The organism is Paenibacillus sp. J31R122, assembly GCF_056269185.1.
The window spans coordinates 163,500-185,995 of record NZ_JBWDNM010000011.1 but is presented as its reverse complement, the minus strand read 5'-3'; the positions used below and the strand labels follow the sequence as shown (position 1 = coordinate 185,995).

The 22,496-nt window shown below is 42.1% G+C and carries 21 protein-coding genes; 12 read left to right on the top strand and 9 right to left on the bottom strand.

The features are described from left to right. Positions 1 to 4 precede the first annotated feature (4 nt). Both AC0YN7_RS19085 and AC0YN7_RS19080 read left to right on the top strand, forming a co-directional pair. Positions 5 to 1,078, top strand: coding sequence for a Gfo/Idh/MocA family protein (locus AC0YN7_RS19085; protein WP_475811608.1), 1,074 nt, complete (start codon positions 5 to 7; stop codon positions 1,076 to 1,078). Positions 1,079 to 1,210: 132 nt separating this feature from the next. Then, positions 1,211 to 2,140 (top strand): methylenetetrahydrofolate reductase, encoded by a 930-nt coding sequence (locus AC0YN7_RS19080; RefSeq protein WP_475811607.1) that lies wholly within the window; start codon positions 1,211 to 1,213, stop codon positions 2,138 to 2,140. A gap of 96 nt (positions 2,141 to 2,236) precedes the next feature. On the opposite strand, the gene AC0YN7_RS19075 is transcribed toward AC0YN7_RS19080, so the two are convergent. The 3 genes from AC0YN7_RS19075 to AC0YN7_RS19065 form a co-directional block, all read right to left on the bottom strand. After that, positions 2,237 to 4,069: an extracellular solute-binding protein gene (locus AC0YN7_RS19075; protein WP_475811606.1), complete on the bottom strand. Its 1,833-nt coding sequence runs from the start codon at positions 4,067 to 4,069 to the stop codon at positions 2,237 to 2,239. Between the two features lie 74 nt (positions 4,070 to 4,143). Continuing rightward, positions 4,144 to 5,763, bottom strand: a complete 1,620-nt coding sequence (locus AC0YN7_RS19070) for a SulP family inorganic anion transporter (RefSeq protein ID WP_475811605.1) — start codon at positions 5,761 to 5,763, stop codon at positions 4,144 to 4,146. A 176-nt stretch (positions 5,764 to 5,939) separates the two neighbouring features. Beyond that, positions 5,940 to 6,275 (bottom strand): ArsR/SmtB family transcription factor, encoded by a 336-nt coding sequence (locus tag AC0YN7_RS19065; protein ID WP_475811604.1) that lies wholly within the window; start codon positions 6,273 to 6,275, stop codon positions 5,940 to 5,942. A 189-nt stretch (positions 6,276 to 6,464) separates the two neighbouring features. Here AC0YN7_RS19065 and AC0YN7_RS19060 point away from each other — a divergent pair, with 189 nt between their 5' ends. Further along, positions 6,465 to 7,112, top strand: coding sequence for a hypothetical protein (locus AC0YN7_RS19060; RefSeq protein WP_475811603.1), 648 nt, complete (start codon positions 6,465 to 6,467; stop codon positions 7,110 to 7,112). A 464-nt stretch (positions 7,113 to 7,576) separates the two neighbouring features. On the opposite strand, the gene AC0YN7_RS19055 is transcribed toward AC0YN7_RS19060, so the two are convergent. The 4 genes from AC0YN7_RS19055 to AC0YN7_RS19040 form a co-directional block, all read right to left on the bottom strand. After that, a complete protein-coding gene (locus AC0YN7_RS19055; protein ID WP_475811602.1) occupies positions 7,577 to 8,656 on the bottom strand; it encodes a Gfo/Idh/MocA family protein in 1,080 nt (359 codons plus the stop codon). A 21-nt stretch (positions 8,657 to 8,677) separates the two neighbouring features. Further along, entirely contained in the window at positions 8,678 to 9,625 is a 948-nt protein-coding gene (locus AC0YN7_RS19050) for an AraC family transcriptional regulator (protein WP_475811601.1), read from the bottom strand. Positions 9,626 to 9,664: 39 nt separating this feature from the next. Next, positions 9,665 to 10,669 carry a Gfo/Idh/MocA family protein gene (locus AC0YN7_RS19045; RefSeq protein WP_475811600.1) on the bottom strand — a complete coding sequence of 335 codons (1,005 nt, stop codon included), beginning with the start codon at positions 10,667 to 10,669 and terminating at the stop codon, positions 9,665 to 9,667. Between the two features lie 138 nt (positions 10,670 to 10,807). Then, positions 10,808 to 11,659, bottom strand: coding sequence for an AraC family transcriptional regulator (locus AC0YN7_RS19040; protein ID WP_475811599.1), 852 nt, complete (start codon positions 11,657 to 11,659; stop codon positions 10,808 to 10,810). 130 nt (positions 11,660 to 11,789) lie between these two features. Between AC0YN7_RS19040 and AC0YN7_RS19035 the strand changes: the two genes are divergently transcribed. After that, positions 11,790 to 13,082, top strand: coding sequence for a Gfo/Idh/MocA family protein (locus AC0YN7_RS19035; RefSeq protein ID WP_475811598.1), 1,293 nt, complete (start codon positions 11,790 to 11,792; stop codon positions 13,080 to 13,082). A gap of 18 nt (positions 13,083 to 13,100) precedes the next feature. Continuing rightward, positions 13,101 to 14,507, top strand: coding sequence for a glucuronate isomerase (gene uxaC / locus AC0YN7_RS19030; RefSeq protein WP_475811597.1), 1,407 nt, complete (start codon positions 13,101 to 13,103; stop codon positions 14,505 to 14,507). A 160-nt stretch (positions 14,508 to 14,667) separates the two neighbouring features. On the opposite strand, the gene AC0YN7_RS19025 is transcribed toward uxaC, so the two are convergent. Beyond that, a complete protein-coding gene (locus AC0YN7_RS19025; protein WP_475811596.1) occupies positions 14,668 to 15,894 on the bottom strand; it encodes an aspartate aminotransferase family protein in 1,227 nt (408 codons plus the stop codon). A gap of 168 nt (positions 15,895 to 16,062) precedes the next feature. Between AC0YN7_RS19025 and AC0YN7_RS19020 the strand changes: the two genes are divergently transcribed. The 4 genes from AC0YN7_RS19020 to AC0YN7_RS19005 all read left to right on the top strand — a co-directional run bounded on the left by AC0YN7_RS19020 (position 16,063) and on the right by AC0YN7_RS19005 (position 18,082). Next, positions 16,063 to 16,788 carry an MOSC domain-containing protein gene (locus tag AC0YN7_RS19020; RefSeq protein ID WP_475811595.1) on the top strand — a complete coding sequence of 242 codons (726 nt, stop codon included), beginning with the start codon at positions 16,063 to 16,065 and terminating at the stop codon, positions 16,786 to 16,788. Positions 16,789 to 16,811: 23 nt separating this feature from the next. After that, positions 16,812 to 17,201, top strand: coding sequence for an iron chaperone (locus tag AC0YN7_RS19015; protein ID WP_475811671.1), 390 nt, complete (start codon positions 16,812 to 16,814; stop codon positions 17,199 to 17,201). Positions 17,202 to 17,217: 16 nt separating this feature from the next. Next, the gene (locus tag AC0YN7_RS19010; protein WP_475811594.1) at positions 17,218 to 17,481 is read left to right on the top strand and encodes a PadR family transcriptional regulator; all 264 of its coding nucleotides are present in this window, start codon (positions 17,218 to 17,220) and stop codon (positions 17,479 to 17,481) included. 271 nt (positions 17,482 to 17,752) lie between these two features. Continuing rightward, a complete protein-coding gene (locus tag AC0YN7_RS19005) occupies positions 17,753 to 18,082 on the top strand; it encodes a hypothetical protein (protein WP_475811593.1) in 330 nt (109 codons plus the stop codon). A gap of 684 nt (positions 18,083 to 18,766) precedes the next feature. Here AC0YN7_RS19005 and AC0YN7_RS19000 read toward each other — a convergent pair. Next, complete coding sequence (locus tag AC0YN7_RS19000) at positions 18,767 to 19,159, bottom strand: VOC family protein (protein ID WP_475811592.1); 393 nt, start codon at positions 19,157 to 19,159, stop codon at positions 18,767 to 18,769. Positions 19,160 to 19,913: 754 nt separating this feature from the next. Here AC0YN7_RS19000 and kduI point away from each other — a divergent pair. The 3 genes from kduI to kduD are packed head-to-tail and all read left to right on the top strand — an operon-like array spanning position 19,914 to position 22,324. After that, positions 19,914 to 20,744: a 5-dehydro-4-deoxy-D-glucuronate isomerase gene (gene kduI / locus AC0YN7_RS18995; protein WP_475811591.1), complete on the top strand. Its 831-nt coding sequence runs from the start codon at positions 19,914 to 19,916 to the stop codon at positions 20,742 to 20,744. A 25-nt stretch (positions 20,745 to 20,769) separates the two neighbouring features. Next, positions 20,770 to 21,564, top strand: a complete 795-nt coding sequence (locus AC0YN7_RS18990) for a DeoR/GlpR family DNA-binding transcription regulator (RefSeq protein WP_475811590.1) — start codon at positions 20,770 to 20,772, stop codon at positions 21,562 to 21,564. A 4-nt stretch (positions 21,565 to 21,568) separates the two neighbouring features. Beyond that, the gene (kduD, locus tag AC0YN7_RS18985) at positions 21,569 to 22,324 is read left to right on the top strand and encodes a 2-dehydro-3-deoxy-D-gluconate 5-dehydrogenase KduD (RefSeq protein WP_475811589.1); all 756 of its coding nucleotides are present in this window, start codon (positions 21,569 to 21,571) and stop codon (positions 22,322 to 22,324) included. The last annotated feature ends 172 nt before the right edge of the window (positions 22,325 to 22,496 follow it).

The following is a 22,496-nucleotide window of genomic DNA, read 5'->3' as shown; positions in this document are numbered from 1 at the left end:
ATCGATGAGTAAAGCGGATGGGATGAATTATGCCCCTCAGGGTACACTGAATAAAGTAGTCGAAAATGGACAGTTTATTATAGCTGCTGTAAGTTTGGATCATGGACATATTTATGGGATGTGCAACGGGCTCGTAGAGGCAGGGGCAACCTTGAAATGGGTATACGATCCAGACCCGGCTAAAGTTGAAGCATTTGTCAAGACGTATCCGCAAGTGGAAATCGCTGAGTCAGAGGCTCATATATTAGCGGATTCAGAGGTTCAGCTGGTGGCAGCTGCCGCAGTACCCTCTGAGCGCGGCCCGCTTGGCGTACGTGTCATGCGCAGTGGTAAACATTACTTCACGGACAAAGCACCGTTCACGACGCTTGAGCAGCTTAAGGACGCTCGAGCAGCGGCTGTTGAAACGAGCAAAAAATATGCTGTTTATTACAGTGAGCGACTGCATGTTGAAAGTGCTGTATTTGCTGGCCATTTGATCGAAAATGGTGCGATTGGAAGAGTCGTTCAAGTTATCGGACTTGGTCCACATCGACTGAATGCACCGTCACGTCCGGGATGGTTTTTTGAGAAGGAGAAATACGGCGGCATTTTATGTGATATCGGCTCGCATCACGTAGAGCAGTTTCTAGCTTTTACGGGAAATCGCAACGCTAGAGTTGTTAGCAGCCAAGTAGCCAACTATCATAACAAGAACTATCCAGAGCTAGAGGACTTTGGAGATATGACTCTTGTAGGGGATAATGGAGCGACCGGTTATTTCCGTGTAGACTGGCTGACACCGAGCGGTTTGAGCACTTGGGGCGATTGTCGAACGATTATTTTGGGAACAGAAGGTTACATAGAGCTTCGCAAATACGTAGATATCGCTAGAGACAAGGATGGCGATCAGCTTTACTTGGTTAACTCAGACGGAGAACAGCATATGCAGCTTAAAGGAAAAGTCGGATTCCCGTTTTTCGGACAGTTGATCTTGGATTGCTTGAATGGAACCGATGCTGCTATGAGCCAAGAGCATACCTTTAAAGCTGCTGAGCTGTCATTACTTGCACAGGAGAACGCAGTGCGAATAGAATAGATAAATCAATAGTGCTGTCTCATTAGTCATTGACTAGAGGCAGCCTATTTTTGTTCATGATTGTATTGCATAAAAATACATAGTATTGTATATTAATAGAATGGCATTATTAATAGCGGAGGAAGTGAAGGTTTGCTGAGGGACAAAATAGTAAATAAAATGACAGGTATATTAACATATGGCATTACGCCGCCTAAGCTAAATCATACACCGGAAAAGCTTATAGAAATTTCAGAGAAACAATACAACAGAATGAAAGATCTTGATATAGATGGGTTAATTGTTTACGACGTTCAAGAGGAAGCTGACCGTATAGATCAGGAAAGACCATTTCCATATATGCAAACCATCGATCCAACTATATATAGTAAAGACTATCTCGGGCAATTGAACATTCCTAAAATTATTTATCGTTGCGTGGGAAGAAATACGGAAGCTCAGTTATCCGAATGGATTCAGTCTGACTCCGATCAGGATAGGTTTTCTGTATTTGTAGGGGCGTCGTCAAGTAAGCAGGAAGTGAAAATTAATTTAGCGGAAGCGTATAAAACAAGCAAAAATATAAATGAACATTTAGTTTTAGGTGGAGTTGTCATTCCGGAGAGACATACTAAATATAACGATGAGCATATACGCGTTGTAAATAAAGTGAATTATGGCTGCGATTTTTTTGTATCACAGGCTACTTATAATGTAGAGGCGTCAAAAAACTTTTTATCTGATTACTATTATTATTGCCAAGCTAACGAAATTGAGATGGTGCCTATATTATTCAACCTTGCGCCATGCGGCTCCCAAAAAACTTTGGAATTTATGAAGTGGTTAGGAATTAGTATACCGAAATGGTTAGAAAATGATTTAACAAATACTAACGATATTTTGGATAAGTCAGTCAGTCTATCAAGAAAAATATTTGAAGAATTATACGATTTCGGTATTGAAAAAGGGATTCCTATTGGTTGCAGTATCGAGAGTGTATCCACTAGAAAAGTCGAAATTGATGCATCCATACAGTTAGTAAAAGATATAAAGGGTTTTATGGATCAAAGGCTTCTCAAGTAAAGGAAGCCGTAATAGTAGGAAGTATGGCGGATGGGATAGGGGCGGGCTTATGCAAAATGAGGTGCAACAAAACACCTCACTTCGCGTAGGCCTAGCTTATTTTGAAGCCAATGCGTTTAATTCCTTCATCATTTCTTTGTACTCATCCGAAGCAGCAAGGGTGGACGTAAAGCTCTGCCAATCAGCAAGTGAAGCTGCGCCAAGTATGACCTTAATTTTGAATTGTATAAGTTTGTTGTTCAGCTCACTATATTTGCCTGTATTCAACAAGCTATTTGCTGCGAGAAAGGTCTTTCCTTCATAAGAGGTTTTCCTCCACTCGGAAATAACCGCTTCATATGCGATGCTTTTTGCAGCGGGCAAAGATTGCAAGCTGTCGTTTTCCAGCAGATCGTTTTGCCCAAATAGATTGTCGATAGCTGAACGGTCAGCTGGTTCCAGCTCCTTCAATTCATTCCACTCACCGTTTTCTGCCATTTCAAAGCCTCGATCCAGCCATTTAAGCAGCTGTTTAGGCTCCTCTTTTGACATACGTGAAATAAAATACATCCCATTACCTTTGGTATTCCATGGTGAAATTGAAGCACCGGCAGATGTTGCCTTGATGCTCTGAAGAGGCATCCATGTTATCTTGTCGGTAGAAAGAGACAAGGTGTCCGCTACGCTTATAGCTGCAAGACCTGCTTGATTGTCACTTAATCGCTTCGTCGCTTGTTTATTATTTATAACAGGGAATTCTTTGTCAATAAGTCCGTCGGAATAAGCGCGGGCCAGCCATTTTAGAGCAAGATCTTCTTCTGGGCTAACGGCATGGTCAATGACCTTGCCATCCTTGACTGAGAATCGATCTGGACTACCTGTGTATGCATGTTCAACCCAAGCTAACGAGCCAAGTCCGGCTCCATTTGTATATCCGGTCATTCCAAAAGTATCGTGCTTGCCATTGCCATCAGGGTCCTGGGTAGTGAACCTCTTCAGCACTTCATACATCTCATCCATCGTCTTTGGCTGCGTAAGGCCAAGCACGTCCAGCCAGTCCTGTCTGATAGCTGGAAATATAGCATCATGCGGATCACCAGGGCGAGGTATACCGTATATTTTGCCATCGATTGTTCTGCCGCCAGCTCCCATCGCCAGCTTCTTCAAGCGTGGGAATGCTTCCAGCTCTGGGGTTAGATCAATTGCAATACTCTCTAGTAAATCATCTGGATACTGGTAAGGCTCATCCAGCAGCATGATCGATGACATGTCGCCAGCAGCAATCATTAAATTGACCTTGTCACGATAATAATCAGGTGGAATAAGGTTAAATTGAACATTAGTTTTCATACTTGTCTTCATATATTCCATTAGTTTCAATGGGGGATCCGTTATTCCGTTATCTGCTCGCGTGCTTATTCGGATTAAGGGCAGTGCATGTGGATCTTTAACGAGTGCGAATCGATTGACCGAGTCCCATGAAACAGTTAGGCCGCTGGCTTCAGCAGCAAGACGAAGCGGGATCCACATCGTTTGTTTGCTAATAAAGGGTGCTGCTTTGAGATCAGTAATTTTGTTGCCGTCTATTTCTGCTTCATGGCGATTAACCCAAAATGTGAGTGTAGGCTTGTCTTTGTGCGTAGCGACCAGCTTTCGCTCAGCCGCGTCCCACAGTGTCTCATATCCAAGCCCCTCTAGCATTGCTTTTCCCGGAACCATCATTGTTGAGTTGACGATTTGAGGGGGATAAGGAAGTCCGACTGGCAGGTTCTGAAAGGATACGGATACTGAGGATCGAATACTAATACTTTCAATAATTTCACCCTGCTCAGTATTCTCCCATGGACTTTGCGGTGAAGCAGCAGCAGCAGGGAAGCTGCTCATTACAGTTGCAGCAATAGCTACTGAAAAACCGGTTAGTGTCGACTTGCGAAACTTACGTTGCTTCATTCAGTTCCCTCATTTCCATTTTTGGTAACAATTATTAGACGTGAATGGAGGCCGAAGGTTTCGTTAATCTTTCCTTAACTATACTTTTTTTCTAGACATTGGTTAGACTCTGATTGGCGCAGTGCATATTCAATTGCTGTAAGCTTCTGTTCAAAAAAATGATCCGACCCGACAAGCTTATACAAACCCATTTTCTTCAATACTTCCAAAGGCTGTCGTTGAATTCCTGAAATAAGAACGGTAGATCCAAGTTTCTCGAAACGTTGTACAATGCGGGCTAGAGTGAATTCTCCTGTGGTATCCATGTAAGTTACTTTCTCCATATGAAGAAGTATAATGTTAGACTTTACATAAATCTGATTTATAGTAGACCTCTCAAGCCCATTCGCCGTCCCGAAAAAGAGCGGACCTTCAATGGAGTAGATATTAATTATTGGATAATCAAGTTCTTCTATTACCGTTAATGCTTCACTCATCCGTTTCACAAATAGGATGACAGCCATGATTAATCCGACTTCAACTGCCGTTGTTAAATTTGTAAATACGGTTAACAAACAAGTAACTAGGAGTACAAGAGAATCACTCGTTTTGTTTTTCAAAATATGGACAAATTCTTTACGCTCACTCATATTCCAAGCTACTAGCATAAGAATGGGGGCCATACTAGCAAGAGGAATATCAGAGGCGTAAGGAGCAAACAAAATAAGCACTAGTAATACAACTGCACTGTGCAGAATACCTGACATAGGTGATACAGCTCCACTCTTGATGTTGGTTGCTGTCCGTGCAATTGCACCGGTTGCCGGAATACCGCCAAAGAGAGGAGATACCATATTTGCAATGCCCTGCCCAATTAATTCACGGTTGCTATTATGACGGTTGCCAGTCATGCCATCCGCTACTTTGGCCGACAATAAGGATTCTATACCGCCCAGTATGGCAATAATAAATGCCGGACGAATCAAAGTCTCTATACGTTCAAGGGTTATTTCCGGAAAGTGGAAACGGGGTAATGTACTTGGAATCGCTCCGAAGGAAGAGGCGATGGTCGCTAAATCTCCCCTAAAGAATAAGGCTGCTGTTAGGCTTGATACGAGAAGGCCTACTAATGAACCAGGAACCTTAGGTAGAAATTTCGGTGTAAGCAGCATGCACATAAAACAAATACCAGCTGTTATGACACTGTAGAAATTTATGGTTGTAATATGCATGATTATTTCTTTCATGTTGGGTAGGAAATTTTCATGGTTTTCTATATCGTGAAGTCCTAAAAAATTTGAAATTTGCCCGCTAAAGATAATGAATGCGATGCCAGTGGTAAAACCGATAGTTACAGGACGTGGGATAAATTTAATTAGAGCACCTAGCTTGAATACACCCATAAGAACAAGAATAATCCCAGCTAGAAACCCGGCGATCAATAAATTTTCGTACCCGTGTTGTATGACAATAGCTAAGAGGATCGGGATAAATGCACCGGTTGGACCACCGATTTGAAATTTTGATCCACCAAACAGGGAAATAAGAAATCCGGCCATAATAGTCGTATAAATGCCGGATTCGGGTTTGACACCTGCAGCAATAGCAAACGCCATTCCTAGAGGAATGGCGATAATACCAACAATTAAGCCAGAAATGATATCTTTGCGAAAGGATCCTGCATGGTATCCATTGAATCTACCCATCCATCTCACTCGCATTACCTTCCGTTATTCATATATTTGATTATTTGAATATATAAGGAATATTACTCCTGGGAGGATGCGATGTCAACGCTGATATTCGTCTGATTTTCGCCGAAGAGGATCGATAAAAACAAAGAAACAAGGTGATCCTAAGTATCGCTCAAGGATGCCCTTGTTATTTTCGTTTATGGCTCGTTTCGGATGACTTCAAGTAATGAAATAGCATCAACGAGGTGATTATCAAAAATTTGCTTCGCAACGGATAACAACTCTTTAATCAACGGATCTCGTAACGAATAGATGACTGAAGTGCCATCCTTTAAGCCGTAAACCACATTTTTATTTCGTAATACTGATAATTGCTGAGAAACGGCGGAACCTTCCGATCCCAAAATACTTTGCAATTCATTTACGTTCTTATCGCCTTCGCTTAGGACTTCAAGGATTTGAATTCTCATCGGATGAGCCAACGCTTTAAAGAAGTCGGCTTTAAATTGTTGAATATTTTGATTTTGATGCATAGCATATGCTCCCTTAGCAGATAAACTTTTGAATATAGGAATATAATATCACAAATAACAAAACATCGTAGAAAAGGCGTTAAAACGATCCTGATTTGTTAATTCGTTATAAATGCAGTATAATGAAACGAATATTCAATAATTTGAATATTTGAATGATTGTTTGGCGTGAATAAGGAGTTGTTGCGAATGCAAAGTAATAAGGTTAGCGATCAATCTCATCATAATTCGCAATCCTTCTATGGATTATCTTCAAAACTAGCAGAAACTAATAGTAGACTGACGGTCATAGATAGTGGAATCCAGGCTCTTCAACAGTTCGGAGCGGATTCCATTTGTAAAGTCTGTATTTCTAATGGAGGCTCCTGCTGTAACGGTTGCGGACATCTAAAGCATGGGCTGGGATGCCAACAACGAAATACAAGCTGTACGGCGTGGTTATGCGGGTTTCTAAAATTTTTATTGTATGAGACTGGTCACTTACGTCAATGGAATGATTTTTGGGAAGAGGTGCCTGGCAGAGAGTATCGTGAGGACTTTACCCCTGATTATTTCTTACTTAAAAAGTCGTTGCCTGCTCAAAATCTACGCATTCTTAGTGAAGCTCTCGCAGCGGACCTGTTGGAGCTGGCTAGAGGACATATAGCAATTGGTTTCATACTTACACTTCGGGAGAAAATTGATAAAAATATTGACCGATTAGATGAATGCAGTCATGATCCAAAGAAGCAAGTGAGAATACGAAGGAATATAAAAATATTATCGAGTCCATTTCATCGATTCAACCAAGCGCTCGTTGTGTATAAACAACAATTAAATGAAAAAGTAATGGATTAATACATGGGTAGAAGAAGCGCCTGATTTGACTGTAATACATCCAATCATATCCACATCCAAGACGATTTTTTTGAGTATGACTGTATTTCGTCCATATTAATTGTCATTTCCGTACTTAAATGGTCTCTAGCGTCGTATTAGATTGGATCTTTTCCATTCAAATACAATAAAAACGAAATAGATAGGTGTTTGATTGGACAAATTCCATTCTAATCACTGATCATTGGCTTATGAAAAGGGACTCGACTCTCTCCAATCCATCGCCTACGTATAGGGCTCGGTGAAATAGGATGCTCGTCCGCATACCAAGTCGAATATGCGCTTTTCTTTGACTCACAAGGCAGACCGATGAGCTTGTAACTATCTCAAAGAGTGATTCATATAACATATTAAAGGAGCTGTCATGCAAGTCTGATTAGACTTGCGTGACAGCTCCTTATTGTTGTTGATTATTATAGATAAAATTATAGATAAACCGCTTTGCCGGTTTTGGACGATTCATAAATCGCTTCAAGAATTTGAGAAACAACGAAGGCTTGCTCTGGTGTAACAACAGGCTCAGTATCCTCGTCAATTGCTTTAATCCATAGTCTCATTTCCAGGTCAGAATCGCTCTCCGATTTGCCGTCGTAGAAAGCAACGCCGCCAGCTTTCAAGTCAATTTCTTTTGTGTATAAGCGGCTGTGCTGTTCACCGTTAATACGAAGGCCGCCCTTCATGTCAGCGCCGCCTTCCGTACCGGATAGCGTACATTTAGCTTCATCTACTTCAAGTGTGTTTAATGCCCAGCTGGATTCCAATACGATTGTAGCGCCGTTTTCCATTACGATCATACCGAATGCGGAATCTTCAACTGTAAACTTAGCAGGATCCCAAGGTCCCCATGCGTTAGCAGCATTTTCGCGTTGTGAAAGCTTGTGGTAGGATGTACCAAGTACTACTTTTGGCTTGTAGTTATTCATCATCCAAAGTGTTAGATCAAGTGCATGCGTACCGATATCGATAAGCGGGCCGCCGCCTTGCTTCTCTTCATCTAGGAACACTCCCCAAGTTGGAACCGCGCGGCGACGAACAGCATGAGCTTTAGCATAATAGATCTCACCTAGCTCGCCTGCTTCGCAGATTTTTTTCATTTGTTGACTGTCCGTACGGTAGCGATTGTTATAGCCAACTGTTAGCTTCTTGCCTGTACGACGAGCTGCTTCAACCATACGACCAGCATCAAATGCTGTTTTGGCCATAGGCTTCTCACTCATAACATGCTTGCCTGCTTCAAGAGCAGCGATCGAGATGTCTGCATGCATGTCATTTGGAGTCAAGACATGAACGATATCGATAGTGGAATCCTTAAGCAATTCTGTATAGTCGGAATAAACTTTAGCATCTTCTGAGCCGTATTTTTCAGCAGCTTCAGTAGCACGTACTTCCACGATATCACAGAAAGCTACCATTTCAACATTTTCAAGCTTTTTTAAGCTTGGAAGATGCTTTCCGTTAGCGATACCGCCGCAACCAATAATACCAATACGATAAATTTTTGACATGAATAAATTCCTCCTACATTTTTATATTATAGTTTTTAGTATTTCACTCTTCCGATACTCAGAGGGAGTAACGCCGAATTTTTTGCGAAAAACAGCGTGCAAGTAGTTGCCTCCCGCAAAGCCGGATAGCTTGGCAATTTTTTCAACAGACTGCGTGGTGCTTTTAAGCTCTCGGCACACGGCTTTCAAACGGATATCTTCTAAGACATGACTGAATGTATGTCCGTGATGAAGCTCCTTGAATAGCCGCTGAATATGTCGTGTACTGAGGTTGAGCTTCTCCGCAACATCCTCGAGCGTAATCATACCGTTGTAATTTGCGTACATGTATTCCATCGCAAGCTGATAGCGGTAAGCTTTCATATCTCGCGTTGGAAGCTGCTCTTGTTCATTCGCGGTATCGTAGGCTCGTGCGGCGCGGAGCAATATTTGAATGACATTTTGCTTTATTGTTGTGTAGCTGCCGCTGTAATTTTTGTTCAATGCTTGATAGGCTTCCAAAAAAAGCGGCATCGCGTTATGAATGTCTACTGTCGGGAAGAGTGGAAGCGCCGCTAGGTTCCGCATACAATTCTGTGCTTCAGATGCTTCCCAGTCATCATAAGAATTAGCGTTATCCCTGTCAGCTTGAGCGCCCCGATCGATTATATCGACATGAAGGCACAGCTCATCCATTGCTTCGTGTGGATCTGCCTCTTGATAATGCATGACATCGGGACCGGTTAAATAAAACATGCCAGGCCTTAAGGCATACTCTTGATCGGCAATAATAACTTTTCCTTTGCCTTGTGGGATGAAATGGAATTCGTATTCCGAGTGCTTATGAAACCCGATGACTCTGCCAGGTAAGAACCGCGCCATATGGAAACGAAGGACATGAATGTCATATTGGCCCCATCTTATGCGAAGCTCCAGACGCTCGAGCGCATCTTGCTTCTCCAGCATCACCTCGCAAGAAATGTTAGGCATGCTAATTCCTCCTGCAGCCATTCAGTTGTTAGCTGCGTATTATTGGTCTAACTCATCTAGTCTTACAGAGCGATGCTCGCCGGCAGAACGAACGGATGCTTCCATCAATCTAGTTAAATCAACAGCTAGACGAATATTTTCTTCCGCCTGCGTATCTTCTGTAATATGATTCACCCATTGATGGAAAGCACTTTCTTTAGCAAGCGGGATAGGCTGTGACACCCACTGCTCAGACAACTCACTGCCACCAGCAGAAGTTTTAAGCAGCAGTTTATCATCAGGAGTACCGTAAAGCAGGCTGCCTTCTGTACCATGAATCTCAACAGTAAATGGAGAATGATTGTTGATAAAGCCTGCTTCAACAATTCCGATTGCGCCAGAATCTGTGGATAATACAGAAACCGCGTTATCTTCAACTTCTTTACCTGTGATATAACCGAAATGAGCCGATACCTGGGTAGGCAGCTCGTTCAAAAACAGTCTAGTCAAATACATAGGGTGACAACCTAAATCGATAAGTGCACCGCCGCCACACTCCTCCAGGCTGAAAAAGTGTTCAGGCAGCCATCCAGCAGTAGCTCCGTTATGCGACAAACGAGCCCGCACTTGCGTAATTCTACCAAGTAGCTTTTGATCTAAAATATCGCGAATAGCAAGTGTATAGCCATCGTTCAAGCGTGGCAGTGAAACCGTTAATTTAACATTATTTTTGGATACTTCATCTAAAATTGTATTTACTTCACGCAATGTTGGGGCAATGACTTTCTCAGTGAAAATATGCTTGCCTGCTTTAGCAGCCGCAACCATTATCTCAGCATGGCGAGTAGTAGGCGCATCAACGATAACTGCGTCAATATCATCACGGTTTAACAGCTCATCCAGGTTGGCGTAAAAAGGTACGCCAAGCTTTGCTGCTGCTGCTTGTCCTCTTTCGACAATTTCATCCCATACCGCCGTAATTTCTGTTCCAGGATGCTCTTGCGCTTGCTTCGTATAATCCCATGCATGTACATGCCAATAGCTGATTTTCCCAATTCGTAACATCGGTCCATCTCTCCCTACGCAGTTATCAGTTATACTGATTTTAATATATAATTTTATGACAACACCATTAATCTACCACACTTTCCTCCTTATTTTTAGTGTAAATAGATGACTTTAAATATGTGATATTGCGACATCCTAATTATATTCTTTCCGATAGTCACGAGGGGAAAGATGAGTTTTCTTTTTGAACGTTTTGCCAAAATGGGAGAAGTTATCGAAGCCGACGGCTGCGGCAACATCCGTAATACTCATATCTGATTCTCGCAGCAGACGCTGCGCCTCCTTAATTCGTGTCAAGATGACATAATCTGAGAAAGAGAAGCCGGTAATTTCCTTGAACACGCGGCTTAAATAGTAAGGACTAATAAAAAATTGCTCGGACAGCGAGCTTAGTCTGAGCGGCTCATTGAAATGAGCATTGATATAACGGACGATTTCGGATATTTTGGCATGCATTGGCGTCGAGTGATGAAGAACAGTAGAACCATTCTGCTCTAAATATCGGGCCGCTGAGAGCAATAGCTCAGTAATCGCAATGCTAGGGAATAACTCATAGCCAGTAGGTTTACATTGCATTTCTGATATCATCCGCTTCATGACTTGCTCGATTGCAAGCTGTTCCTGCCGTGGAAGTCTAATAATATGACTTTGATGTTGAAACGGGCTTAGCAGAAAGTCAGCATGGCCAGCCGATAACCGCTTCATCATCACATCATCGAAATGTGCGATGACACGCTCATGAGAAGTTTCTCCTGCTTGCATGGTTTTATGAAGCTCGTGCTTATTAATGAAGACGAGGTCACCTTGTTCCACGGAGTATGAGCGATCACGGATGAAATAGATACGTTTGCCGGATAACAGATAATAAATTTCATAATAGTCATGATAATGATCATCGGTCATTGTAAACGCTTTCGAACGTTTCGCGTATTCTACGTAAAGCTCCGTAAGGGAACCGAAGCTAAACGCTTCAGGATCATTATCCATTAGGCTAGCTCCTTTGTCAAAATTCGCAATATAAGCGGTGTTTTATGAAAAACGAGCACCATTTGAAGAGAATTATATCATTCTTATACGGTAATATGGAAGTAATTAAATTTAGAGGGGAGCTATTAAAATGACAAAGAAACGTTATGTGTTAGTAGGAAGCGGGGGGAGAGCGGAGTTTTTTTATGGTGCGCTTGCAACAAATTTCAAAGAGACTTCCGAGCTGCTCGCCTTTTGCGATATTAATCAAACTCGAATGAATTACGCGAATAGCATTTTAATGAATAAATATAACCATGAACTGGTTCATACCTACAAATCAAATGAATTCGATCGTATGATCGAAGTGGAGAAGCCTGATATTGTAATCGTTACTAGCATGGACCGTACACACCACACATACATTATTCGTGCGCTCGAGTTAGGCTGCGATGTCGTAACAGAAAAGCCGATGACGGTAGATGAGAAGAAATGCCAAGAAATATTGGATGCCGTCGAGCGTACAGGCCGCAATGTGCGAGTAACCTTTAATTATCGCTATGCGCCGCATCATACGAAAGCAAGAGAGCTGATCGCAAACGGTGTAATCGGGAAAGTGAACTCCGTGCATTTCGAATGGTTGTTGAATACGCAGCACGGCGCAGATTATTTCCGCAGATGGCATCGCAACAAGCAGAATAGCGGCGGCTTGCTCGTTCATAAATCAACGCATCATTTCGATCTCGTAAACTTCTGGATTAATTCGCAGCCGGAGTCAGTATTTGCTTTTGGAGATTTGCTCTTCTACGGCCGTGAAAATGCCGAGGAGCGCGGCGAGACGCAATTTTATGAACGCGCTACCGGAAATGCCATTGCTGAAAATGATCCTTTTGCGCTGCACTTGGATAAAAATGATCATTTAAAATCGATGTACTTAGATGCGGAGCATGAGGACGGCTATCGTCGTGATCAGAGCGTATTCGGAGATGGTATTAATATAGAGGACACTATGGGGGTGCTCGTGCGGTACAAAAACAATGCGATTCTTACGTATTCTCTGAATGCTTACTTGCCATGGGAAGGCTATCGTATTGCATTTAATGGTACAAAGGGGCGCTTGGAGATGAACATCGTAGAGCAATCCTACGTGAACTCTGGCGGTGAAAAGGCGCAAGAGGGTGCTTTAAAGGAACATCGGATAACGGTATTTCCAATGTTTGCGGCACCTTATGAACTTGATGTAGAGGAAGGCATTGGCGGTCATGGCGGCGGAGATCCGGTGCTGCTTAATGATTTGTTTGGTACACCTGTAGAGAACCCATTCAATCGTGCTGCAAATCATGTCGATGGCGCAAGATCTATATTGACCGGTATAGCGGCGAATCGTTCGATTCAGACAGGTCAAGCAGTGAAGATTGATGACTTAGTGAAATTCTATAACTAGAAAATGGAGGGTGTATATATGAAGCCGTTTATGGATGACAATTTTTTGTTATCAAATGAAACTGCTGTGAGGCTTTATCATGATTTTGCTAAGGACATGCCGATTATAGATTACCATTGCCATCTAAGTCCGCAGCAAATTTATGAAAACACAAGCTTCGCGAATATTACGGAAGCTTGGCTTTACGGTGATCATTATAAATGGCGGGCTATGCGCGCAAACGGTGTGGAGGAACAACTTGTAACCGGCGGCGAGGGAGTTACCGATTACGAACGGTTCGAGGCATGGGCGCAGACGGTGCCGCAGACGATTGGAAATCCGCTCTATCAATGGTCACATTTGGAGCTTCGCAGATTTTTTGGAGTGAATGAGCTCATCAATGAGAAGAATGCGAAGGCGATATGGGAGCAGGTTAACGCTAAACTTAATGAAGGCAGCTTCAAAGCTCGTGATTTGATCAAAATGTCTAAAGTTGAAGTGATTTGTACGACGGATGATCCCATCGACTCACTAGAGTATCATATTGCAATCAAAGGGTTAGAAGACTTCGATGTGCAAGTATTGCCTTCATTCCGTCCAGATAAAGCGCTTGAAATCAATCGCTCGACTTTTCAAGATTGGGTTAACAAGCTTGGGGCTGCAGCTTCCATAACAATAGATAATTATGATAAAATGCTCGATGCTCTAGCAGATCGAGTGCAGTTCTTCCACGACGTTGGCTGCAAGGTGTCTGATCATGCTCTTGATTATGTTGCCTATGCGGAAACGACTAAGGATGAAGCGGCTGTTATATTCGCAAAAGCACGAAACGGTGAATCAGTCAGCTTAGAGGAAGAGAAGAAATATAAAACATATACGCTGCTTTTCTTGGGACGCTTGTATGCGGAGCGTGGCTGGGTCATGCAATTCCATATTAATGCAGCGAGAAACAACAGTACGCGTATGGTTGAAATGCTAGGTCCAGATACAGGCTTCGACTCCATTAATGACAGCTCTGTCGCGTACCCGCTTGTTAAGCTTCTTGATGCACTTGATATGGATAATGCGCTGCCGAAAACGATTGTGTACTCACTCAACGCAAAAGATAATGATGTGCTCGGTTCAATTATCGGCAGCTTTCAAGGCGGAGGTATTCCGGGCAAAATACAGCTGGGCTCAGCATGGTGGTTTAACGATACGAAAAAAGGAATGCTCGATCAAATGAACGCGCTCGCGAACCTTGGTTTACTTAGCCGATTTGTCGGCATGCTGACGGATTCACGCAGCTTCTTATCCTATACCAGACATGAATATTTCAGACGACTGCTCTGTAATTTACTAGGGGAATGGGTAGAGAACGGTGAGGCGCCTCATGATATGGAGCTGCTAGGGGACATGGTTCAAAATATTTCCTATCGAAACGCGAAGGCATACTTCGGTTTCTAGCGTATAAGTAACGTTCTGCAGCACCGTTAGGTTGACGGTGACTGCTGAACGTTTTTCGCAGTGTATAAGGCGTTATGCTACGTATAACGTCAGTCATTTCATGTTGCTGCCTACCGGGCACTTATTTTAAGAGGGGCCAGTTGGGCAGCAGACCTATTAATTAAAGTTTAGAACTCCGCATCGTTGCTGCTTGATCGAATACACGACGCAAGAGGACTAGCATTTGATCGACTTCTTCCTTTGTTACGATCAGCGGGGGCATTAATCTGATGGTAGACGGATTCGGGGAGTTAATGAGCAAGCCTTCCTGTAAGCTCATCATGACAAGCTCACTTCCCATTCCATCGGCAACATCGAATGCTAGCAGCAAGCCTTTACCGCGTATATTGGTAATCTTATAATCGCATGAGAGCTCTTGAAGCCCTTTCTTTAAATAATTGCCTTGCTGCTCCGCATTGTCTGCTAGGTTTTTGTGCAATACCTCTTGAAGTACTGCATAGCCTGCCGCCATCGCAAGCGGTTGTCCCCCGTAGGTTCCGCCCTGATCCCCAGGATCAAATAAATCATATTTGTCAATCGTCAGCATGGCGGATAACGGGAAGCCGCCTCCAATTCCTTTTCCGAGCGTCAAAACGTCCGGTTTTATTCCATAATGCTCGTAAGCGAATAGCTTGCCCGTTCTGCCGATGCCAGTCTGAATTTCATCGAAAATAAGGAGCATACCGTACATATCGCATATTTTGCGAAGTGCGAATAAGTAGGCTTCATCAACCGCGTTTACTCCGCCTTCTCCTTGTACAAGCTCAAGCATAATAGCACAGGTATTATTCGTAACAGCCGCAAAGCAAGCATCAAGATCATTGATCGGTACATGCTTGAAGCCGTCTATCTTAGGAGTAAATAAGCTCTCCCAATGCGCTTTTCCTGTTGCCGACATAGTAGCCAGCGTACGTCCATGAAAGCTATTGGTGAGCGTGATGATTTCATAAGCTCCGTTCATATTAACCTTGCCATGCTTTCTTGCCAGCTTAATGGCGCTTTCGTTTGCTTCTGCTCCGCTGCTGGCAAAAAACACTTTATCCATGCCGCTGACACTCGTTAACAGCTCAGCGAATTGAATTTGTGGCTTATTATAGTAGGCTGGGCTCGCGTGAACTAGAGTAGATGCTTGGTTTGACAATGCTTGTTGAAGTACAGCGGGGGAATGCCCCAAACCATTAACTGCCCATCCGCCTACAAAATCCAAATACTTTTTTCCTTCCGTATCCCACAGATACATCCCTGTACCGCGTTCCATCACGATGTCAGGACGCTTGGCGGTAAATAAAATCGATTTGTCCGCTGCTGCCAGTAAGCCGTTCGTTACATTAGTTTCTGTCTGAAGCATATCTAATCACCCGCTTATTTAAAGTATTGAATAATTATACAACTAAGAGAATAAAAATGCAACAATCCATTTAGTGAGCTTGAGCAGTCATGTGAAAAGAGACTGATATGGATTATAATGGGGATAGTACTTGCTTATTACGAATGAATTGATAAAGGGGAAGTCATTTTGACGTTAATTGGTAAGATCAAGGAAATTAATCGTTATCCTGTAAAATCTTTTGCAGGTGAGAGTTTGGATAGATGCAAAGTAGAGAGCTATGGTTTATATGGCGACCGAATTCATGCTTTTATAGATGAAACAAAGGAAGGATGGGATAGCTTTTTTACTGCTAGAAGTATCCCGAAAATGCTTGCTTATAGGGCAAAACTTGAGGACGAGGATTTCGAGAATGATTTGGGAGCAGTAAGTGTAGCTTCACCGGATGGACGAGTTTTTAACTGGAATGAAGATTTATTGGCTGAAATTCAAACACATTCGAAAAAAAAGATGGTTATGATGAGCTATAGCATGGAAAACTCTGAGCTTATGGCTGTTGATGCTAGCAGTATTTTAATAATTACGGATCGTACAATACGCCGGCTTGAAGAGCTTTGGGGGAAGGATTTAGATCCACGTCGCTTTAGAGCGAACCTAGTTGTGTCAGTAGAAGAGAACGCATTCCACGAACAGAATTGGATAGGAAAAATATTGTCAGTAGGCAGTGCGGAATTACAAGTTGATACGTATTGTGAACGCTGCTCTATGATTACAATTGACCCTGAAACACTTGAGCGGGATTCTTCTCTATTGAAGAAAGTAAATGAAGAGATGAATTTACAATTCGGTGTGTATGCTTCCGTTAGGAAGACGGGACAGATTCATATCGGAGAGAAAGTATATTTATTAGACTAGGATGGTTTATGAAAGGAGAAATCATGGAAGGCAACAAAATTATATTTGAATCAATTGATGATTATATTTCAAAATTTCCTCCAGAGGTTCAGGAAATACTTCAAACATTAAGAAAAGTTATACAGGAGTCAGCACCAGGGGCAGATGAAAAGATAAGTTATCAAATGCCTACCTTTGCTTTACATGGTAATCTGGTGCATTTCGCTGCTTATAAAAATCACATAGGGTTTTATCCATCAGCTAGTGGAATTGAAGAGTTTAAAGATGAATTATCGGAATATAAAGGGGCAAAAGGATCCGTACAATTTCCTATAGATAAGCCAATTCCATATAAATTAATTAGCAGGATCGTTAAATTTAGAATAGCTGAAAATATAGAACGAGCAGAGGGCAAGATGAAGAAGAAGAAATAAGTGTTATGATAAAGCAATGTATGGGTATGAACTAGATCAAAAAATCGATCAAGATTCAGAAGGATTTCTTCAATTTAAAGAGGGAACTCTTTATCCGGCATTAAAAAGATTGGAATCACAGGGGCTTGTAGAAAGCTATTGGCAGGAATCACATGAGGGACCTCGCAGAAAATATTATAGGATTACAAAAATAGGTAAAAAAGCATTATCGCATTTTAGGAAGGAATGGGCACTTTTTCAGCAAATTATGAACAGGATTGTAGGTGTTCAGAATGGATAATTCCTCCTCTTGGAAAATCCACTTATTAAAAGAGATGCTTGTTTGGATAATTTGTTTAGTCGCTGCATCCGTTGGACCTATTCTGCTAATCAACGCACAATTTCAGATGCTCTTTATTTTTGGTCCTATGGTACTGCTTACTATTTGTTATGGAATATACCACGGACTTATAAGACGAGTAACCTCTCCTGTTTTATGGCTAATTATGCTGCCTATTTTGTATGGGTGTTTTGTTTTTCTCATGTTAATGGACATATCGATTGAGGATTTTATGAGTCAATTAGTGGCATTAAATTTAAAAGGGGATGGTATATTCACCATATCAGTCATTCACTTATTATGGATGGGGATTATTATAAGATCTTTGGCTTTGCAGGCTACCAGCCGTAAAAAGTGGGTTGAAGTCGTTCGATCTAGTTTCGAATACTGGGCCATGCTTATGATCTCACTCGTTATTGCGATTTCGGAAATATTAATGAATTCGGGAGAAGGTAAAGTCATTATTTTAAACATTTTTCTACTGTACGTATTCCTCCAAAAAATCATCGAACCGACTTCTTTTATTAAATCGAAAAATAAATTGAAATATTGGTTGACTTAAAGAAGGTTGGTTAATGCTACAGAAGCTCAAAACTGAAACCAGCGGTTATCAGATTGTGTTTAATTTTCATTTGTCGGATTTGATTGTATTTCATCCAGTCAAATCTACTTTAACCGACGTTTTTTGACTCAGACTGTATTTCATCCAAGCTAATCGTCCATTCAAAAGATAAAGGGCTTATAACTACCAATTTGGTTGTATCTTTTCCATTCAAACACATAGGAAAATAGAAGTATCAGTTGTTTGAATGGACAAAATCCATTCAAACCGCCGATTACGTAACCTTGCTTGAAATAGAACGATAGTAACTGGATGCTCAACCCGTCCCGTTTGTATAGAATATCACCAATCATATTCATCAGCGACTTGGATGTGATGTTATATTAGGTTCACATTGTGAAACTAATGACCGTAATTGTGGTAGTAGAGACGAATTAGTTTCAGAATTTGCGGCTAATTCACCTGATAGAGGGCATGTCCCTTATAATAAACAATCAAGTAATAAAAAACCTCCAAGACCAGTTTAATTGTGGTTTTGGAAGTTTTTTTATTTTGGGATTGTTCCATTAGGCTCTATCCTTTAGGGGACAGCTCTTTCGTATTATTTAGTTTATACGTTGGGCTTATTGTATTGTTTATTTTATTATTTTTTTGAATGTGTAGGTTACTTCAATTGGAATGTCTTTAAGCGCCAAAAGCAATGCGGTAACCATTATTATCGCGGATGGTCATTTCACTCCACCCTTCAGACCAATTAGGCCCATTTACGATTTCAACACCTTTAGACAGGAATACCTCATAAAGTTGTTTCAATTCCTCTGGTTGGGTATAACAGAACGCATCAAAATACAGCCCACCATCAACAGAAGAGCTAGGTCGGACATCACTTATTTGTTTAGCCTCGTGTAGAATAAATGTGACGGCTCCATGGTTCATATGTATATGACCACCAATAATTTCTTCGGTGAAGCCTATTCTCTCATAGTAACGAATTGAATCCTGTAAATTAGCAACAAGTAAAACAATAGAAGATCCTTTCAAGCCTACCGAAATTCCACCACTTTGTCCCAATCTCATCCCCACTTCCATTTTTAGGATGTTACCAAAACTATTATGCAATATTCAGAGGGATTTTTCCACTAAAAGAGGCTGGATAAGTCTCGATAAGTTTTTATGAGTCTCTAGCTAACACCCCAAAACCTGAGCTTAGTTACTTAAAACGCTATTCGGACGTGGTGTAACGTGATTTGTTGTGGCTGATTTGGTAGGGCAGGGTAGGATAGAACTGGCAGGACAGTGAGAGTTACCATCGTTTTGTATAAAGAAACGTAAAGGAATATCAGGTATTTGAATGTATTTTATCCATTCAAATACCTGATATTCCTTGTTCCTATATGTTCGAATGTAATAGATACAATCAAATAGCTAGTTAGGAGCATTTTGCTTGCGAAACGGACGATTAGCCTGTATGAAATATAGGCTGAGTCAATTTACGTCGTTTTGATGTTGGTTTGCTTGTATAAAATACAGTCAAATACGATAAACAAATGAACAGTAAGCTTTTCTCGCTATTTATGCGCGGCTGACTTCTGTTTTGAGCTTAAATAGATAGCCGAAAAGATTTATCGGCCAAAATGATGGGGGACATATGAGGGGAGCAAGTGTGCTATCAGTAGAGAAAACGGTGACGGATAGAAACGCCAACTAACCCTTTTTTAATGTAGAATTGCTTTTTCAATTGGTGATGCTTAAAAATGTTCTGTTTTCGTTCGTAAATGTGTGTTATTATTATAAACGAACTAAAACAAACATATTAGGAGGTTTTACCCCCATGGAAGTACGTCACACAACTAACCCAACAGATGTAAAGCAATATACAACAGATCGTTTGCGCAGTGAGTTTCTAATTGAAAGCCTGTTCGAACAAGATCAAATCAAGATGACTTATACACATTATGACCGTATGATTGTCGGCGGCGCGGTTCCTGTGAACGAAGCACTTGAGCTTGAAGATGCGGCTACTTTGAAGACTGAATATTTTCTGGAGCGCCGCGAGGTTGCTTTCTTAAATATTGGCGGTCCTGCATCAATTTCCGTTGATGGTGAAGTCTATGAATTAAATAAACTTGATGTACTGTATGTTGGCAAAGGAAAGCGTCAGGTTCTATTGTCCAGTGTTGACAAGGCTAATCCAGCGAAGCTATATTTCTGTTCTGCACTTGCGCATGCGGTAATCGCTACGCGCAAAATGACGATGGAGGAAGCAAACCCTACTCATCTTGGTTCACAAGAAACATCAAATGAGCGGATTTTGTACAAATACATTCATGCGGACGGCATCCAAAGCTGTCAGCTTATGCTCGGTGTGACAAGTCTTAAGACAGGCAGTGTTTGGAATACAATGCCTTCTCACGTACATGATCGCCGGATGGAGGCTTACCTCTATTTTGACATGAATGATGATGCGCGCGTATTTCATATGATGGGTGAGCCATCGGAAACTAGACATCTTGTAGTTGCGAACGAGCAAGCTATTATTTCACCGCCTTGGTCGATTCACTCAGGTGTTGGCACTAGTAATTATACATTCTGCTGGTCAATGGCAGGAGAGAACTATACGTTTACAGACATGGACGCAGTGCCTGCGAGCGAGCTAAAATAGAATTATTCGCGACAGGAGGTGCTTCATGCTTGCTGCTGAAAGGCATCGTATAATTATTGAGAAATTAGAACAGCTCGGTGCTGTCAAAGTATCCGAGCTAAGTGAGCAGTTCCAGGTTACAGAAAAGACGGTTCGTGAGGATTTAGAGAAGCTCGAGGAAAAGGGGCTTCTCAAGCGTACGCATGGCGGCGCGGTACCTGAGCAAAGCGGTGAGGACAGTCTCTTTCCATTGCAATTCCCAAACAGTAAGCATCAGCAGGAAAAAAAGGCGATAGCTTCACTTGCTTTGACCTGTATTGAACCTAACGATATTATAGCGCTAGATGCGGGCAGTACTACGCTTGAGATGGCGAAGCGGCTGCCTAACATACCGGTAACTGTACTTACGAATGACCTGCTCATTATTCGTGAACTGATAGCGAAGGATCAAGTTAGACTCGTAATTCCTGGAGGATATCGTCATAATAATTTGCTGATTGGCGCCGAATCACAGGAATGGATTAGTCGTCTGAATGTCCATAAGCTGTTTCTATCTACGACAGGCATACATTTGGAGTACGGTCTTACTATTTTTACCGAGGAATTGACGAAGCTTAAGAAGCTGTACATGGAAAACGCAAAAACAGTCTATTGCTTAGCTGATCACAATAAATTCGATAAAGGCGCATTGATCACGTTTGCCGAACTTAATGAAATTGACTATATCATAACGGATGATGGTATAGATTGTGAGGTAGAGGCGAAATACGAGGCACAGGGGATCCGTATGATGAAGGCGGAGCTTTCTGATCAAGCGAAACGGAATAATGGAAAGGTGTGAAATCATGAGTTTGTTTGACTTGACAGGGAAAGTGGCTGTCGTTACAGGAGCAGGTCGCGGTCTTGGCGAAGCGATTGCAATTGGACTGGCACAGGCAGGCGCTGATGTGGCGTTAGTAACAAACCAAACTCCGGCTGACAAAACAGCAGATGCCGTTCGGGCACTCGGACGAAAGGCCATTACAATTCAGGCGGATATTTCAGATCGCACCAAGCTTGCAGGCATTATTGAGCGCACAGTTGATGAACTGGGACGCATTGATATTTTGGTGAACAACGCGGGTATTATTCGCCGGACACCGGCTGCTGAACATAGCTATGGGGATTGGCAGGATGTGCTGGATGTCAACTTGAATTCAGTATTTGTACTTTGTCAGCTTGCTGGTAAGCATATGATTGAGCAGGGCTCAGGTAAAATTATAAATGTAGCGTCAATGCTGACTTTTCAAGGCGGTATTAACGTTCCGGGTTATACCTCCAGCAAGCATGCGGTTGCGGGACTTACAAAGGCACTCGCGAGTGAGTGGGCAAGTAAGGGACTGCAAGTAAATGCGATTGCTCCAGGTTATATGAGTACTGATAATACGGAGGCGCTTCGCGAGGATCCAGTGCGCAGCGCGCAAATATTGCAGCGTATTCCAGCAGGCCGTTGGGGTACATCTGAGGATTTGATAGGGCCAGCAGTATTTCTAGCTTCGAGCGCGTCGGATTATATGAACGGACATATTTTGGCCGTTGATGGCGGTTGGCTAGTTAGATAGATTGTTAGATAGATAGACAGATAGTTAGTTAGTTAGATAGACAGACAGACAGACAGACAGACAGACAGACAGACAGACAGACAGACAGACAGATAGATAGTTAGATAGATAGGTGTAGCTTGTTGTATCTGAATAGCTGTCCTAACGTAGCTTTGGCTGCGAGTGGGGCAGC

Bases quoted from the DNA above. Each gene is read 5' to 3' on its own strand.
- AC0YN7_RS19065 (WP_475811604.1), bottom strand. From the start codon at position 6,275: ATGCATCAAAATCAAAATATTCAACAATTTAAAGCCGACTTCTTTAAA.
- AC0YN7_RS19015 (WP_475811671.1), top strand. From the start codon at position 16,812: ATGGAAGGCAACAAAATTATATTTGAATCAATTGATGATTATATTTCA.
- AC0YN7_RS19000 (WP_475811592.1), bottom strand. From the start codon at position 19,159: ATGAGATTGGGACAAAGTGGTGGAATTTCGGTAGGCTTGAAAGGATCT.
- AC0YN7_RS19055 (WP_475811602.1), bottom strand. From the start codon at position 8,656: ATGTCAAAAATTTATCGTATTGGTATTATTGGTTGCGGCGGTATCGCT.
- AC0YN7_RS19045 (WP_475811600.1), bottom strand. From the start codon at position 10,669: ATGTTACGAATTGGGAAAATCAGCTATTGGCATGTACATGCATGGGAT.
- AC0YN7_RS19050 (WP_475811601.1), bottom strand. From the start codon at position 9,625: ATGCCTAACATTTCTTGCGAGGTGATGCTGGAGAAGCAAGATGCGCTC.
- AC0YN7_RS19025 (WP_475811596.1), bottom strand. From the start codon at position 15,894: ATGCTTCAGACAGAAACTAATGTAACGAACGGCTTACTGGCAGCAGCG.
- kduD (WP_475811589.1), top strand. From the start codon at position 21,569: ATGAGTTTGTTTGACTTGACAGGGAAAGTGGCTGTCGTTACAGGAGCA.
- AC0YN7_RS19005 (WP_475811593.1), top strand. From the start codon at position 17,753: ATGAGTCAATTAGTGGCATTAAATTTAAAAGGGGATGGTATATTCACC.
- AC0YN7_RS19060 (WP_475811603.1), top strand. From the start codon at position 6,465: ATGCAAAGTAATAAGGTTAGCGATCAATCTCATCATAATTCGCAATCC.
- AC0YN7_RS19040 (WP_475811599.1), bottom strand. From the start codon at position 11,659: ATGGATAATGATCCTGAAGCGTTTAGCTTCGGTTCCCTTACGGAGCTT.
- kduI (WP_475811591.1), top strand. From the start codon at position 19,914: ATGGAAGTACGTCACACAACTAACCCAACAGATGTAAAGCAATATACA.
- AC0YN7_RS19035 (WP_475811598.1), top strand. From the start codon at position 11,790: ATGACAAAGAAACGTTATGTGTTAGTAGGAAGCGGGGGGAGAGCGGAG.
- AC0YN7_RS19085 (WP_475811608.1), top strand. From the start codon at position 5: ATGAGTAAAGCGGATGGGATGAATTATGCCCCTCAGGGTACACTGAAT.
- AC0YN7_RS19075 (WP_475811606.1), bottom strand. From the start codon at position 4,069: ATGAAGCAACGTAAGTTTCGCAAGTCGACACTAACCGGTTTTTCAGTA.
- uxaC (WP_475811597.1), top strand. From the start codon at position 13,101: ATGAAGCCGTTTATGGATGACAATTTTTTGTTATCAAATGAAACTGCT.
- AC0YN7_RS19010 (WP_475811594.1), top strand. From the start codon at position 17,218: ATGTATGGGTATGAACTAGATCAAAAAATCGATCAAGATTCAGAAGGA.
- AC0YN7_RS18990 (WP_475811590.1), top strand. From the start codon at position 20,770: ATGCTTGCTGCTGAAAGGCATCGTATAATTATTGAGAAATTAGAACAG.